The 19149-nt window shown below is 29.0% G+C and carries 3 protein-coding genes; all 3 read left to right on the forward strand.

Annotation, left to right across the window (positions count from 1 at the left end):
* The first annotated feature begins 75 nt into the window (after window positions 1-75).
* The 3 genes from EXC45_RS00300 (at window position 76) to EXC45_RS00310 (ending at window position 19127) form a co-directional block, all read left to right on the forward strand.
* Window positions 76-1854, forward strand: a complete 1779-nt coding sequence (locus tag EXC45_RS00300; protein WP_036434118.1) for a hypothetical protein — start codon at window positions 76-78, stop codon at window positions 1852-1854.
* 220 nt (window positions 1855-2074) lie between these two features.
* The gene (locus EXC45_RS00305) at window positions 2075-10507 is read left to right on the forward strand and encodes a hypothetical protein (RefSeq protein ID WP_036434120.1); all 8433 of its coding nucleotides are present in this window, start codon (window positions 2075-2077) and stop codon (window positions 10505-10507) included.
* Between the two features lie 13 nt (window positions 10508-10520).
* Window positions 10521-19127: a hypothetical protein gene (locus EXC45_RS00310; protein ID WP_036434122.1), complete on the forward strand. Its 8607-nt coding sequence runs from the start codon at window positions 10521-10523 to the stop codon at window positions 19125-19127.
* Window positions 19128-19149 lie beyond the last annotated feature (22 nt).

A 19149-nucleotide genomic window follows, 5' to 3' on the forward strand; every position in this document is an offset into this window, starting at 1 on the left:
CTCACAAATTGTGAGTTTTTTATCGATTTAATATATATATATATATATAAAAGTATAATTTAGACAAGGAGAACAATGTCAAAAAAATTATTTAGAACTTTATTTTTAACTACAACATCGCTTTCGAGCGTTTTTGTAGCCGCTCAGTGTTCAACAAACAATCCTGAACCTAAAAAACCCGAACCTGAAGTTACACCAGCTAAACCTACTGATGACAATAGTACCAATAATGATTCATCACAAGCTGTTTCAAATATTAACTTTGAACGTTTTAATAGCGAAATTATTGAATCAGCTACTAATGAATATCCAAGTGTTTTTGTATCTAGAAACGCTTCACAGTTTTTCATTTCAAGTTTTATTCAACTTGTTGCCCAATTACAATTAATTAACAAGCAAGAAACAAAACGACCTTACAATGATGTTATTTACTTAATTGATACAGATGTCAACTCATATGCAAAAACTTTAAACAAAGAGCCTCAACGTTTTAATTTTGAATCTTTACTAGCAAAATATCAAGATGTAGCTTTAAGAAATTACAATGCTGAATATAACAGTGAAAATGGTCAATTATTACTTTCAGATCACACTAAATATTTGAACAATTTTAACTTCGTAGGATATTCAATTTTTCCACGTAAATTAGATGAACTTAAAGCTTATTTAAAACCATATTTAGATAAAGGGGTATCGCTTTTTGATTTTTACATTCCAGATATTTCCTTTACAGCAATGGATAAAAACACTCGTGATTTCATTTTAAAACACGCAAACAAAATTGTTATTTTAAGTGACGGAAATGCTCAGCCATATCGTTTTATTAATGACAATTACATTAAATGAGTTAAAGGACAAACAACTCACTACACAAAAGAAGAATTACTCAAAGCATGAGATTCATTAAAAACTGATAATCCAACTGAAATTGATTATCACTACTTTTACACTTTAGATGAAAAATTCAGAATCTACAACTTATCTGGAGATTATGATGCATTCTTTAATAAAGACTTAGAAGAAAATGGATTTTCATGAGCTAAATTAAACATTTATGATTATCCTCTTAATTACACTCAAGTGGCTAAAAATATTCCGCAATTAAATGAGAAAGAATTTTTAACTGATTACAATAAATTAATTAACTTAGAAAATAAAAAATTGGAAGATTTAATTGTTTACGGAAAAGAAAATTTAGATAAAAGTAAAAAGAATTTAGTTTTCATTGGATCAAGTTTATTTAGAAAATTTGCTGATGGAACTTGAAGAATCAAAACTGATACTCAATCTAGAAATGAACTTCATGCTTATTTTGATAAGATTATGAAACTTTACCCTCCTTCAGAATATAACTACTTATATAAATTACACCCTGTTTACAAAGGAACTGATGCACTTGAGTACATTAAAGAATTTACAAATAATCATGAATCCAATGCAATTATTTTAGATCCTTCTGTATCATGAGAAAATATGTTAGCTCTTGATATGCAAGAGCTTCAATCAAACAATTCTTTACTTTTTGATAAAGATGATTTCAAAAACAACACTTCTAAAACCAAATTGTTTGGAATTCAACCAACTTCAACAGTGTTGCTCTCAACTTTAGTAATGTTACAAGCGCAATTTAACATTTCACTTGAACAAGCTAAATTGTTTGTAGATCCTAAAAACTTCCCTCTTTCAGATAACTTTAACATTATTAAAAGAGACTTCCACTACAAAGGAACTCAAGGTCAAACAGCCAATAGAAAAGAGTTATATGAAGTTTACAAACACTTCATTGACACTGGATTATTCCCTGCTTTAGATGAATTCCCAGCCATGAGTGAATTCTTAAAAACCAACAACTAGTTGAAAATATTTTAAAATCAAAAATAAGATTTTCTTTATTAGATCTTATTTTTTTTTTTTTTTTTTTTTGAATCAATATTGCTTACGAAAACCACAAAAATTGGTGTTAAAACTGTATTTGTTTCCCCTTTTTTATATATTTATATATATAAAAAAATCTATTATAATAAACTAAAACATTATAAAAATGTGATTTTTCAAAGATATTTGAGGTAAATTTATGAGAAAAAATAACAAGTTATTCAAAGCAACTGCAGTTACCGCAGGTGTTACTGGTGCAATTGGTTTAGTATCAATTGGAATTATGTTATCACTACATAACAATTACAAAACACCATATAACCAAACTTATTACTTTATGGAACTTAAAAACGAAGCGGAAAAGACTCAAAAAAGACTTGAGTCTCTTTCTGATGAACAAAAACAAAGTGATTTAGTTTCACAATTAAACAAAGAAATTGATTATGCCAATCAACTTTTAAAAAATGAAGATTCAAGTATTGCTTTAATGTTGCAACAAAGAAACAAACTTAGAACTCAAACCCCTAAAACTTTACTTATGGTTTCTACTGATTTAGAAACTTTAAAAAATTTGGTTAATGAATATGCAGCTTTAGTTAAAGAAGTTGATTTTCAAAATTCTGTGTCAAGCCTAAGAACAAATGCTCTTAGATCTTTAGAGTCTTCATTAAATGAAAAAGAAAAACACTTAAATACATTTTTTGAGTTAATAGATCCGTTAATTAAGCAACAAAATGATTTTTCTTTTGCATTAGAAACCAAAATTTGAACAAATCATGAAGCTATTGTTAAAGACAACTCTGCATTATTGAACGCTCAAGAAAAAACCGCATTACTTTCTGCGATTGAACAAATTTTTCATTTATTAGCTCAACCAACATATTCTAAAGATGCTCTTGTAGAATATGAAAACCTTTATGATGAGATCATTGAAAAACTAAGTGCTAAACAAAAAGAGCAAAATGTTAACTTGCAACAGTTTTTAGAAAATGTTACTAGAGTTAAAAAAGAAATTGATCTTATCGATTTAGATGAAGTTCTTAAAGGCAAAATCAACAATCAAATTGATAATTATAAAAACATAGCTTTAAATCCTGAAGCAACTTTAGCAACAACAAAAACTCAAGAGCTAAGTTATTTAAATGATTTAGTTAATAATGAATTAAAAGTAGCCACACAAGAAAATGATGATACCAATAAATTGGCAAATGAACTTGAAAACCTTTTAAATACAATTGGTGCTAATACTCAAAATGAGAATTTAAATCACTTAATTACCCTCCAAAAAGATTTAATCAAACCTTCTTCAAATGAAGATAAGTTTTCATTGTTGAACAAAATGGTTCAAGCCAATAATTTAGTTTCAGTTTTAAATGCTGTTGGTGAATTAACTTCAAATATCCAAAATCAAATCAAAGAAAATTTACAAGCAAAAAATCTAACTCAAGAAAGCGCTAATAACCTTAATCAAGCCCTTAATGATGTTTTAAATGCTCAATATTCAGACATTAACCAGTATCTTGTTGAATTAACTAAAATTTATAACAATGTTTATGACAATTCTCTTTTAAGTTCTGTTTTCAAAAACGCTCTTACAAAGTTAAGTGAACAAGTATTGGATTCACAACAAAATGGATTAAATGTAAATCAAGCTAAACTTGTGCAAATTTCAACTCAAATTAGCCAATTGCTCACAAGTGCTAATGAAGCAATTAAATTAAATGATGCATTACGGGTTTTAACTAATGAACTCAGAGAAATTAATCGTGAGGAATTAAGAAATTGAGTTGCTTTAGCAAACGAAATTATTGTATCTGACAATTCTGTAGAGCAAGCAATTAAAGATCGTTTAAGTTTCTTAAATTCTCAATCTAACCAATTAACTCCACAAAATTCAACTGCAATTAGAGATGAATTGCAATATTTAATTGCCCAATATCGTCAAGAACTTGAAAAAGCTAACATTGATGCAGATTACAAGAAAACTTTATTAAAACACTCAAATACCAATGATAAATTATTAGAAGCTTTTGGTGGTGAAGAAGGAATTAAAAATTCTCCTTTTGGAACCAAATTATTAGCTCAAAGCAATGAATTAAAAAAACAAGCTCAATTAATTGCTTTAAATCCAAATTTAAGTGCTGAAGAAAAAGCATCTAAATTAGCTGACATTCGTAGAAAATTAGACAATATTGCTAACAATGCCGAAAAATTCAAAAAACTCGAAGAAGCAGTTGCTAAAGGTGATGAAGCTATTGAATCTTCAAAAGATAACAAGTCAGAACAAGCTTACTTGCAAAAAGAAGCTAATAAAATTCGCGACACTAAAGAAAAAGCTTTAAAAACCTTAGAAAACGCCGGAGATGCCGCTGATGTGGATGCTTTAATTGATCAAATGAACGATGATGAGCGCGCTTATCGTGAAAAACAAGCTGAATTCCAATCAACTCATGCTTTAGCTGAAGATTTTAAAACCATCAATGATGAATTTGCTCCTTATATGATTGGTGGGCAACCAACCCCAACTCAGCAAAAATTTCTAGATAAACTAACAGAATATCAAAATCAGTTAGCCGATTCGAATTTAAGTGATGAACAAAGAAATGCAATTAATGAAAAAGTTAAAAATTTAATCGCAATTGTTCACATTTCGAAAGAATTAGAAGTAAAAAACAATAATTTAAAAACTTTAGTTCAAGAAACTCAATCAGAAAATTTTGGATCATTTAAACCTCAAGCAGAATATGATAAAACAACAGCATTAAATAATGAAATTGATGCATTCTTAGAAAATATTTTAGATTCTAATGTTACTGAAGAACAAATTCAAGCCAACATTGACAAAGTGGATAAACAATATGTTGATTTATCATTAAAAGTTTCAGTTGCTTTATTGCAAAAAACTAACGCTGATATTCAAAGCAATAAATTCACTGATGCTTCATTACTTAACATATCTCCATACACTGAAATTAACGCATCTTTAGAAACTCTTAATCAAAAAACTCAAGAATTAATCAATAAAGAAGATAAAACTCAAGCTCAAGTTAATGAACTTGAAGGAGAATTAAGAAAATATAGAGCATTAGCTGTTTCTTTACATGCTGCTGGAGCAAAATTAGCAACTATTGATAAAGATACTTATCCACAAACATACAAAAACTTACTTAATTCAATTTTAAGCCATCCAGATAATGGTAATGCGGATGAACCAACAAACTCACTAATTAACTTTGGTGATTCTTTAAGTGTCATCGCATTAAAAAACAGAGCTTTAACTCTTGAATTGCAAAAAGTTGAAAACCGTCAAGCTGTAGAAGACAACATTAAAACCTTAGAACAAGTTTACACCGCAGATCACCGTAATCGTGCTATTTTTGATGATGCAATTGCAATTTATGATGCCACTGTAGCAGAATATAAAGTTAAATTAGGTGAATTTTATAGCTCAAGAAATGTTCTAGGAACATTAAGAGATGAAATTGAAGTGTACACTAACCGTGAAAAAGCTAAACGTGATGATATCCAAGCTCAGTGAGATGCTGCTATCGCAAGAAAAGCTAATTTAGTTAAAGAATACAATGCTCGTAAAGAAAATGCAAACTTAGCAAGTATTCCTAACACTCAAAAAGTTTTTGATGATTTTGATGCATTAGTAAATAAAACAAATGATGCAGGTAAATTTGTCACCTTAACTTCAGAGTTAATTGACTTTCTTAAACAAGTGCCTCTTGGATATGCAAAAGATTTATACAATGCTTCTTATGAAGAAACATTAACTAAAATTAATGAATTAAAACCTTACGCAGAACAATTAAATAATGACATTAGCACCAATATTGTTAGTGCTTTAACTCAAATGATTGTTAAATGAAAAGAAACAGTCAATGCTGTTGACAATCCAGAACAAATTTCATTCATTAGAACTGCAAGAAATAAACTCTCAGCTTTAAATACTTTAGTTGCTCAACAAAAAGCTGTTTTTGATTACTTAATTTCTGACGAAGGTAAAAATCAAAGTAATAGTAACGATCAAGATAATCAATTATCAATTCAAGAAATTAATGATGCGTTAAGACAATATTATCCAACTAGAAATAATGAAGCTGATTTGTTAAATGTTTCTTCTGATGAAATCATTGAGGATAGAAATAATTTAAGAGAAGTATTTGTTAATAATGTTTCACTTTCAGCTGCAAGAACTGCTCAAATAAACGAAATTGAAGAATACAAAAAACAAATTCAAAGTAAAAAAGATGCCACAAGTGATGCTGAGTCTCAAAAACTTTATCAAGCTATTTTAGATAAATTAGATTCGTTAATTACCCAAACTAGAGCAGTTCAAGCCAAAAGTGAATTATCACCAATTGCTACTGAGTTAAGAAGTATCCAATTTAGAGAAGCTGATTTAAATCAGTTAGCTTTAAAAGTATCTGAAGTTAAAACATTTGTAAATGGTGAAAATGTAACTGATGATAGAACTGGTCAAAAAACTATTTTAGAGAATTTAAAAAATGCTTATGAAAGCTACTACAATGATTATCTTTCACTTTCTTCACAAGATATTAGTGAAAAAGAAAGAGAACTCGAACAACTTCAAGACTTATACAACAAATTCAAATTTGTATATCAATTAGTAATTGATACAAAAGATTTAATTCCAGCTCAATATGTAAACGGAACAGGAACTCAAGGAACACCTGAAGAAAAAAGAACTCAATTTGTAAGTTACATTGACGCACTTTTACAAAGATTAAATGATAACTACTCAGAACAAATTATTATTTCATCAGTTGAATCAACAGTGCCTTCAATTACTCGTTTAATTAATTTACACAATGAAAAAATTACAAAATATAACCAAATTAAAGAAGATAATTCATACAGTGACTTCCAATACAATTCTCTAGGTGAAGAGAAAAAACACAACTACGGATTTAATGATGATTTATTGCCTTTAGGAGACTTTATTTTAGAAAGTATTCCAACAAACGGAACCACTTCATTACAAATCAACAACACTTTATATCCTAATTTAGATTCTAAATTTAATCAAAGAGTGGAATTATACAACACCAGAAAACAAGCTTTAGATACCATTTATAAAACATCAGATCAAGAAGCTGAAAAAGGATATAAAGTTAAAGAAATTGAAAGTCTTTATAGCTCTGGTACCCAAAACATTGATCCAAAATATAGTGATTTAGCTACTAAAGCCGATGAATTCTTCCATGCAAAAGCTTTAGCAATTGCAAGTGCAACTAAAGCAGTAACAATTGAAGACCAAATCAATGAAGTTGTTGAAATTGACAGTTTATTTGGAAAATACAAACAAATTGCGGAATGAATTGCAACTGCACAAACTAAAATCGCTGAAGTTGAATCTTCATCTGATCCAATTAAAGGTGATACAAACGTTGTTGCATCATTAAATAAATTAAAAGAAGAAATTGCAAAAGGTAAAGAATATTACTATTCTCAAAAAGATTCTTTAGAACTTGATAACAATATTTTCTTCTTAGAAACATATCTTGCTAGATTAGAATTAGCTTTTGCCGTAGCTAGTGCTATTTCAACATTAGATAACTTTAATACCACTGAAGGTGAAGAAGAGTTCTTAACTGATGATGCAAAAGCCCCACTTAGAAAAATTATCAATAAACCATTTACTGAATTAGCTGAAAATCCAACACTAGAAACAAAAGAAAATTACGAAAGATTACTTCAAATTTATGTAAATGGATCTTCAATTGAATCTTATGGTACAGCATTTAGAAATTCTAAGAGATTGCAATCAATTATTTATAAAGCAAACCAATACTTACAATCTTATAAAACTCAATTAGCAAGCAATCCAAATTACGAGCCTGAAAACATCAAGACTTTATACACTCAATTAGAAACAAAAATTAGTGAAGGTACAACTGCATTAAATAATATGCAAAACGATGAAAACGTAAAACTTGCTGCTACAAGTGCGATTTCAAACTCAAACACTGGAGTTTTAGATTTAATTCTTGCAGCTAAACGTGCTCAAATTCAAGCATTATTAAGAAAAAATTCTTCACTTAACAAATATCTTTCAGGTCATTACCCTAGAGTTGAATTCTCTCCAAAATTGAGTGACTATGAACAAGTAGCTTTAACAGATATTAGAAGTTTAGATCTTTCTACACCACAAAATCTTGTTGAAAGTAATGCAAAAATTAAAGCTGCAGAAGATAAATATGATCAGCAAACATTAGCCATTTATAAATGAGAAGCTAATAAATATAATTCATATAAAGACAAATTTGATAGATACTACAATTTCTTAAACGCACAAAATACAAATGGAGTAAGCAAAGAACTTATTCTTAAATCTTCCGGAATTACTCAAGGTGATTTAGATGAATATGCCGCAGTGATCACTCCTGCTGCTGAGGATTCTTTAAGAACTAATGCAAAAACATATGTTGAAAAACTTTCTGAAAGCGATGAACAATTAAAATCTTGACTTGAATCAAACACTGAAGACATTCTTAGAACACTTTCTAGTGTAGCAAGTGAGCTTGAAGGATTTTATGATAATTTAATTGGTATTAAATCTGTTCCAGTGATTTTAATTGGAGTTACTCAATATGATCGTTTAAAAAACACTCTTACAGATGATTCTTCCTCACAAAACGTTCGTTATGCAATTAAAGCAATTGGTAAAGAAAATGATTTAAACTCAAAATTAGAAGCATTTCTAGGTGCTGCTAGTGCTATGAATCAAATTCCAAGTAGAAATCTTAAAAATGATAATGATGAATCTACTTTAAAATTCAACACATCAACACCTGAAAATGTCAAAACAGCAAGACAAGAATATTTTGATAAATATAAACAAACAATTGTTGAAATGGCATCTGCCAAAATGAAACTTGATTCACTTATTTTTGGTGATAGTGATGCAGATGGAAATACTTTAATTAAAACACTTCACAATTATGTTGAGGGTTCTGACTCATATGAAGGAAGAGCAAACGTTAATAATGTTTTAAAACATCTTGCATCTAGTGCTCAAAATGCTGAGAGTTTAAGTGCGGAAAACGACAAATTCGCTGTTGTAAAAAATGAATACGAAAAAGTTTCAACACCAACAATAAGATTTGAAAATCAAATGGATCACTTAAGTAAAGAAACATCAGGTATTTTTGATATTTATAGTGCTTTAACAAAAGGTTATGATAGAGCATTAACATTACATAATTGATTAAGTGTTCAAAATAATGCTGAATTGTTCTTTGAATATTTAACTCGTTCAACAAATTATGTGTTAAATTATGCAGATATTTCTCCAAAATCAACTACATCTGGGGAAGTGTTTGAGAACTTAATTGAAAATGACTCAAACATTACCGAAGAAGACATCACAATTCAAGGCACAACTTATAAAGCTAAAAAATTAAATTCATACTTTAATTCTGACGGAACAGGAACAATAGGAAATCTTTTTGATAAATTTAATATCCTTAAAGGTTCTGAATCAATTTTTAACACAGATAATGTTGAAGTGTTTGTATATAAATCAACAGCAGAAAATTCAAAATATATTAGATTAAGACTTACTTCTGATCCAAGTGTTAAAAGAGGGTTTGTAAACTTGTATATAAGATATAAAAAACCAGCAAGTGTAACAGCTCAAAATTCTGCTTTCTCAACTGTAGATAGTTTTGGCATAAAATTTGAAAATGTTGGGATTTCATTTAAAACATTAGACAACTTTATAATTCACAAAGAAAATATTAGAAATTCTCAATCACTTATGCAACCTTTATTTACAGCTCAAGAAGCTGGATGAAATAACTTGCAAGCTCCTGTATCTCTTATGGGTAGTTTTGTAAAATATTCAGCTTTAGATGCCCTTGTTAATGATAGATATTATTTCACTGAGTCACTAAATGAAGATATGGATGCTGAGCCAAGTCAAAATACAACAAGTTCAAAAAACTTTAGAATTAAAGTAAAACTATCATCCGCTTACAAAGGATACACTCAAACTGGAGATAAAATCTTCTGAAAAACACTAAACCCTAATGTTGCTTCAGATAAAAGTATTCAGTACCAAAATGACGATAGGTACTTTAATGGAACTGTTGCTCCAAGTAATAGAAATACATATAACTACAATACAACTTGAAGATACTTTTACAATGCAGCAACTGATGAAGGAAAAACATTATTGTTCTTACCATTAGTAATTGGAGTTCCAGTTCGTAGCTCAAATGATGAAGAAGCTATTATGGTAATAAGTTGACAAATTCTTACTAGATTTGATAAAAATAGAACATCAAATTCACAGAATATTTCATTGGGTGATAATGATGTTTTAAGACATGTATATTTCTTTAAACGGTCAACAGCAGGAATGACTAATGCATCCACAAACACTGCCGAAAAATTCTATGATTATGTAATGAATAGAATTAGATATCGTGATTTAGTAGGTCTTACATTCAATGATTTAAGAAATTCTGGTTTATGAAATGCCGATTCAAATATTGTTAAAGATGATGCAAATTCTGGAAAAGGTGGTGTAGGATACGAAGATTTCTACACAGCAATTGGAGAAAATGGAAGATTTGATATTAATTTCAAATTACATTAATTAAGGAGAAAAGATGATTAAAATAAAAAACAAAAAAGCATTAAAAAAATCGCTGATTATTACCGCTGCAGTTACTGCACCTTTAGTGGCAGGACTTGGAGCTACCTTGTTTGCAATCCACAGCAAAGAAGCTGTGAATGTTTCAACAGTTTATGATAACTTAGTTGAAGGAGAAACATTATTTAGATTATATTCTCCTTATATTGAAGTATCAAAAGATGACAAACAAAAAGTTGTTGACTCATACAAACAAGCTCGTGCTGATTGAAATTCTCCAGACAAAACTCTTCAAGAAAAATTAATATCATTAGATAAAGCACAACAAATCGCTTTAAACTTTTACATTCAAACAATTGATAACCAAAACTTCCAAAAAAATGATCCAGCGATATTTTGAAATAAAATTTTAACAAACCAAGAAAACAGAATTCGTGAACTTGATTTAAAAGAACAACTTACTCAGCTTAAAGAAGATCATTCAGTGAAATTTTTTGCTGAATTACACACTTTAAGTTCTGAAGAAAAAGTTAATTACTTAAATTCAATTGCAAACGAAGTTTCAAAACTTGTTGTAAATCAAAATGAATTAATCAATCCATTCATTGAATTGATGCAACAAGCGTCTCAAAAAGCAGATCAAATACCTTTTGATGGTCTTAAAAACGATCTAGTAGAATCGCTTTCTCCTTTATACTCAAGAATTATTAACGCTAACTTTAGACTTAATGAAGTGGAAATTGCTTCACAAACCACAATTAAAGAACAAAATAAATTGGATGAAATTTTGACTTCATCTCAAAGTGAGATAAATGAAATTAACGAATATCTTAATTTAATTGTTCCTCATATTAATAACGCCGCATTTACAAATGAACAAAAACAAAGAGTTCAAGAATTTGTAAATACTACTAAAAACAATTTATCTCAAGCTTTAACCAAAGCTGATTTAAACCAAATTCGTAATGCAGTTGTTACCTTTTATCAACAAATTTCTGATTCGCAAAAAAGTGTTTCAGAAATTAAACAAGTTGTGAGCCAATTACACGAATATATTAATGAATTTGATGACTCTTTAGTTTCATACAAAAATAATTTAAATACTCAAGTTGATCAAGTATTGACTATTTCAGATCATAATCAACTTATTTTAGCTAAAGCTAAATTATTTAGCAATTATTACTCAGTTAAATATGCTAATACTTTAATTGAAGAACTTAAATTAAAAGCAAACGAGTATTACAATAATAATTTGATTTCAAACAATAAAGTAGTTGTTATCAAATCGAATTTAGATACTTTAGTTAACAAAAAGCTTTCACCAACTGAATTAGCTTCTCAAGTTTACAAATTCTATAATTCTCAAATAAATGAACTTGAAACTTTAGAAGTAATTAATAAAGAATTACAATTACTTCAAGCTCAAAGTGATGAAGTTGCTAATTTGAAATTCACCACTGATGAAATCAAAAACAAATTATCTAAATTAAGCACTCAAATTGCCAAGACATATTCAAATGATGTTTCAACTGCATATTTACTACCAATTAAAAAAGAATTAAATGAATCGCTTAGACTAATTTTTAAGGATAATTTAAAACAATTAATTAGTCAAATGGACGATTTCATTAAAGAGCTTACTCAAGTAAATGATCCTGAAAATACTAAAATTGTCAATGAAGCTCAAGCATTAAATCAAGAATCTTTACCAATGGTTCGTGATTTTGACCCTGTTCCTACAGCTGATTTAATTGCTCAAATTAAAAAATATAATTTTAGATTGCAAAACTTAATTAATGCTAAAAAACAATCCCAAGCAGAAGAATTATCAAACTTTACTGATAATTATTTAGGTGTGCTTTTTGGTGGTGATGATCCAAGTTATGTTCCAACCAAAAAAGAACAAGCTAGAATCGATTTATATAACAATTACAAAAATCGTTTAGACGAGTTAAGAGATTTAATTAACAACGGAAACGGTGATCCTGCAGTTGCTGATGAAATTGCCTTTTTAACAGATAAATTAAAAAAATTAACTGACACAGGAAATAAATTTAGAGAATTATCAAATCTAGAAAAACAAGCTCAAGAAACAAACGATAGAGTTAAAAACGGACCTCATTCTACAATTTTAAAACCATACACAGATAAAATTGATTCTATTCGTAGTGAATTAGATGCTCTTTATGCTAACCCTGATGCAACTAATGAACAAATTCAAGATGCTATTGATCGTTTAAATCAAGCAATTAAAGATTTAGAACATTCTGAAATTGAAAATCTTTTAAATGAAAAAATCAAAAATCTTAAATCCAAAATTGATCAATACTATCCAAATGATAAAACATCTCCAGGAGCTCAAGCTTTATTAAAAGAATATGAACAACTTCTTAATGAAACTAAAAATACCGATAATTTAAATCAAACTAATGATTTAGTTAATCGAGTAGATAAGTTAAATGATCTTGTTGGTCCAGTATTTGATTTAGAAGTTCAAAAACAAAAACTCCGTGACATTATTGGAGAAAAAAATAGTGCCAAATATAAAGGTAATAAAACCGAAAATGCAATTGTAAATGCAAACGAAGAAATTGAATATGCAGATAAATTAATTGCAGATTTAAATTCACCTGAAACTATTCCAAATACAGCTGCTTTTGAAAGCGAAAAAACCCAACTTTACAATCGAGGAGAAGAAATTCTCTTAGCTTACGAACAAGATAGAATTGAAAAATTAAACCAACAAATTCAAGCAACTAGTGTAGAAGGAGAAGCAACTACATTAGATAACTATCGTGGTACATTATCAAGAGTTAACAGCTTTGCATCACTTCGGAAAAATGAAGCAGATTTTGATGTTGCTAAAGCCGCTGGAGATAAGCTTGAAAAACTAGCTAATTTAGCTCAAGCATCTCATGATTTATTAGAGTTATTCAATGTATACAATGATGAAGTGCATGCAACTATTGCTGGATACATTACTAACAAATTACAAGAACATAATATTTTAGTTTCTGATGAGGATGATCGTATTGATGCTAAAGTAGAAGCGCTTAAAGAAGCTAAAAGAGTTGTTGATGCTAAGAAAAAATTCCTTGATACCTACAATTCACTTGCAGGGATTTTAAGCGAAAACAAAAACTGAAAAATTTATCAAGATCTTAATGAACAAATTACTTTAATTCAAGAAAAAAGAAATTCGGTTTTATACGATGATGAATTAACAGTTGATCAAATTAATGCACGGAGAATTGAATTAATTGCCGATATTGAGGCTTTTACTCGTGAAAAAGAAAGATTATTAAACGAATACAATCAAGCTATCGTTGACACTGATGCTAAAGAATCAACTTTAGATCAAGAAGTAGCTAAATTAAAAGAGTTAAATCCAAATTACAATTTTGACAATTACTATGCACGCACAAAAACCGCTTATGCAGCAGATAAAACTGACGCTAACAAACCCGTTGCTGGAATTGAAGAAATTTTAGCTTATCAAACAAAATTAGAAGTTGCCTTTTACAAAGACATTGTTCTTAATAAGTTAAAAGATCTTGAAACTTTTGCCTCTTCAGATTCTTTTGGAGTTTCAGAACTACACAATCAAATCAAAACTTGACAAAAATCATTTGATTCTGAGTACAAGCTCTTGCTTCAAAATGATGATTTAACTTTAACTAAAGTTAAAGAAATGTCAAATAATGTTGACAAGTTTTTCACTTTATTTGACTTGCAAAAACGTAGTGCAGATTATATTGCTACTCTTGAAGGAGATGAAACTAAAAAAACTCTTCAAGCTGAGTCAATTAATGCTTTAAAAGCTGCTATTGCAGCTTCTGAGCCAGTGGCTGAAAATGAATATTCAGATTTACAAATAAAAACCGATGATCTTCAAGAAGTTTACAATCGTGAAGTTGAAATTGAACAACTACGTCATGATATTGTTCAATCACTTGAAAATGATGATTTAACAAAAGGTGAATATGGTCTTTTAAGAATTTTTGAAAATAAATTCGGAAGTAATTATGATGAACAAGCTTGAACTAACTTGCAAACATTAGTAACATCAATTAAAAACCAAACTCAAGAAGCTACAACTAAAAACACTTTAATTAACTTACAAAAACGTGTTGCCAAAATTAAAGAGCATTCAAGTGAAATTGCAGATTTAGCTAAAGAAGTATTTAAAGCAAATTCAACTATTGGGTCATTAATAAACACTGATTCAGCAGTTGTTAAAAAATACCAACAAGATTTAAATAATTTCGTTTCAACAGCTCGTAATAATTACTATTTATATTTAGATTCAACTAGATATAACAATTTATTAAATCAGTTAAAATACACTAACTTAAAATTGGCAAATACTGATACTTTAGTTACTAAATTAAAAGAAATTAGACAAATAATAACTTCGGATACATTTGATTTTAGAAGTTTAAATGGAGTTGATGGTTCAACTAAATTATTACAATTACAAAACTACTTAAACTCTTTTGAAACCGCTGCTTCAAATAACACATACACTCAAGATGCAGCCGATGCAGTAACTTCACTTATAGCTAAAGCTAATGATTTAAAAAATGTTGTTGATCTTGATAGTGAAATTTCAAAATTGGCAAATCAAATTGCTCAGCGAAATTCTGCTGTTGATGCAGCTGATTTAAAAATACTAATTAAATTAATGTGAAATAGTGTTCCTACAAGAGCAACTGATTCTGATTCGATTTTAGGTAAAAGACCTGACAACTTATATAACGTATCTGATTTATTTAATTTAAATGCAATTACTAAAGAGAATTATCACCAAATTGCAGAAAAAATGCTTGCTGAAATGAGTATTATCAAAAACAAAGTGCAAGATCGAAACGAATATAGAAGAATCACTGATGAGAAATTACAAAATCTTAAAGCTAAAGAATACACTCCAGTGGTGCATAACTCATTAAAACGTGCTTTAAACGCCTTACTTGATCAATTAATCGAACAAAATAACAATGCAAGCGTAAAAACAGATTCTCCTGATGAAAGTGGAGAATTAAATGTTTTACGTTCAAAAACAGTTGTAATTGAAACTAAATTCGAAGCTCTTAAAGAACTTGCAACTCGTGCATATAATTTAGAAATTCTTACAAATAGAATTAGTAGCGATGAAGAAAGTGTTACAACAGCAAAAGCTAAATCATTAGAAATGGTAACAAAAGCAGAAACTTATTTTGATGATGTTGAAAAAATGATGTTAAATGGTGAAGAGTCAGTTGAAAACTTAACTACACAACTTACCGAACAATACTTTAGATTAAGCTTGTTATTTAACTACCAAAAAGTAAAAACTAAATTCGATAATGATAGAGTAATGCTTCCAGCAGAAAGAGCAGTTGTTCAGCAAAAATTTGATCAATTCTGAAGTGATTTTAACTCTGGTACAATAAGTGTAGAAAATATCTTTAATAAATACTTTATTGATTACCATGAACTAACTAATGAACAATTAAATACTTCTGAATACGATCATTTACTTGATTTATTCTTAGATAAAACTGTCGAATTAAGAAGAATTATTCAAGAAGGAACAAACATTATTGCTCTTAAAGATGAAAATATCGATGACACACTTGTAAATCAAGCAATGACTCAATTGCAACAAGAAGTAACTCAAGCAATAGCTGATAATGTTAACACAACAATTGTTGCACGTGCTAAAATGGCTAAAATTACTTCATTAAGAGAAAAAATCGACGCAACTATCTCAGCTAAAAAAGAACAACTAAATAGACAATTAGCAAAAGACAATACTCTTAAAGATCACATTTATCAAACAGCTGATGTATATGGAACTAATGGAACTGTCACATATGTTAATAATTTCCAAACCAATGCTATTGATAGATTACAAAGTGCGTATGCTGACAAAGATAATTTATCTTATTCAGAAATAAATGTGTTCTTAAGTGAAGCAATTTCAGTTTACAAAGGTCAAATTTTTGAGTTATATAACATTTCAAGAACTAAAGCGGAAAATGTTGATTTAGCATTAACTGATTATGTGGATGATTTCTCTGAAACTCAAACTAGCGCTCGTGGTGGAGCTAATATTACTGGTGATAACACAAGTAAATATGATGAACTTAAAACAATTAAAGACCAAATTTCTACTGCGTTATCTGCTGATTTCACCACCGAAGAAAATTACTACAGCAAATTAAATCCACTTAATTTAATTATTAAATCATCATGACAAAGTAAAATCAATGCTCTTGTAAGCGCAATTAAAAGCGAATTTATTCAAAAATTCAACCCTAAACCTGAAGCTGAGTCAGAAACTGATAAACCTGGATTTTATGTTAACTTACTAGAAAAATTCGATGCTTTAAAAAATAATTTAGATGGCAAAACAGTTAATGTCTTTACTTATAACGAGATTGAATCTCTTGAAAGTTCTTATGATTCATTAAGAAGTGAAATTGAACAAGTTCAAGAAAATTACAGTGTTGTAATTGAAAGAAAAGACGCTACTTCTTTAGCAAATTACGCTGCTCGTTTATATGATTTAAACCAAAGTTATTTAAGATTCCAAACACAAGTGCAAACTGTTGTTAATGATGCATTAGATAAAAATCCGCTTGAAGAAGTTTTCTTAGATATTTTCGGCGATTTAAGATATTCAACCGAATCACAATACACTCAAGCTCTAAAAACTAAATTTGAAGCCTTCAAAGCAACTATTGTTCAAAAAGCAAATACATTAACGGTGGATGACAATACAACTTTTGATTTTGAAGTATTAAATCAAAACAGTGATAAACCACAAGTGCTTTCTGATTTAATTAATTTATTAACATCTTATAAAGATTGAATTAATCAAACTGAAAATAAACAACTTTTATTAGAGCAAATTGATGCTACTGTAAGCAAAAGTAACCCTTTACCTCCAATTGTAGATGGAGTCGATGGTACTAACGGTACTTTTGATAAGAAATACAAAATAGTTATTCCAAAAACAGAATATACAAGAAAAAAATTCTTAAGTAATTTTGAAGAATTTTCAAATCAAGCCACAGCATCTAATTCTGATTTAGTTGAAATTGGTAATAACGATAATTTCCTTGATATGTTTGATCAATTTGCATTTACTAAAAAAGACATTAAAGATACCGGTGATTTAGAATCTATTTTCTCTCCTATTACAGTAAAAGTATTTATTAAAAAATACGATGAAAATGGATGATTCCAATTAATTAATTCTGGAAGAGATGATGTTGATAGAAAATCACTTAAAGCTAAAGTTGTATATTCATATATTTCAGGAAATACTAACATCGGTGAATTAAGTGTTGAAAGAGAAGTTGTATTAACTTTTAAAACAATCGATACTTTAAGAATTGAAAATGGTACAACTAGCATCTTTATTAATGAAAATGGTCAAGTTGGTTATAACACTAAATATGAAGCACTTGATGTTGATGAAGCCGGATGAAATATCCCTGTTGTCACAGACTCTACTCCACAAGAAGAAAAGAATAGAATTATTAACGAAGTGGTAACTAGAACTTACAACAAAATGAAAGAAGCAATCTTTGCTTTGGATGAAACAAATGCCACTTTAGGCGGAAGTAATGCAATAACAATGCCTAACGCAACATTTGGTGACACTGTAAGAACTTCAACGGAAGCCAAATACCAAAACATTAGTTATAACACCGACGAATCAAATGCAGGAGCTAAAAGACTTAGCGCATTCTTAAATAACGATAATAAAAATTCATTTGCAATGTATGGTTTTGATTTCCAAAATCAAGATTCTCTTGCTGTTACTTATAATGTTTCTCTTTCTTCACTAAAAAGAGATGAGTACTTAAGAATAATCGCTGATGATTCAACAAAAGGATTTTCATTTGTTCAACTTTCTGGTGGTTATATTACAGGACTTCCTACTTATGGAGTAGATAAATTTGTCGATTATGTTCCTGAAGTTTATGATTTCAGAATCCACTCAGCACAATATAATGCTTATAATGGATTAACAGAATGATGAACCACTACAAACGAACAAAATCCAAGTGGAATTAATTTAAACTTATATAGTTTCAATATTGATTATGATCCTATATCAAGAAAAGTGTACATTTATAACTCATGAGTAGAAAATGTATTCTTCTTAATTAATAAAACTAATATTGTAACCAGTTTAAGTAGATTAAAAACAAATAGTCAGTTTAGAGAAGATGATAAAGCGTTCTTAAGTTCATTGGAAACAAAAGTAAGAGGCAACTCTTCTCCTATAACACCAATAGAATTATCAAGATATTATTCACTTGTGTCAAGTCTAAATAACAGAATATATATTGTGTCTACTCAAGGTGGTACATATCAATTACCTTCCGGTTCATCAAGTTCATATGGTTCATATCCTATTTGACCAATTAACGGTGGACAGCAAACAGTTTGAAGAAGCAATTCTTCAGACCCGAAAACCGCATCACTCAAGCCTACACCATCTACAGATTTTCCAAATCCAAGCAATAATGCTAGAGAATTGGTAAAAGAATCCGCAAGACAAGCATTGTATGCAGCGGTAGTTGAAAAATTCTGATTTAAAATTAGAAAATCTAATTCTAATTAATAATTTCACCCTTAACATGAGG

Origin of the sequence: Mycoplasmopsis columboralis, from assembly GCF_900660675.1 — a bacterium.
Classification (GTDB): Bacteria; Bacillota_I; Bacilli_A; order Mycoplasmatales; family Metamycoplasmataceae; genus Mycoplasmopsis; species Mycoplasmopsis columboralis.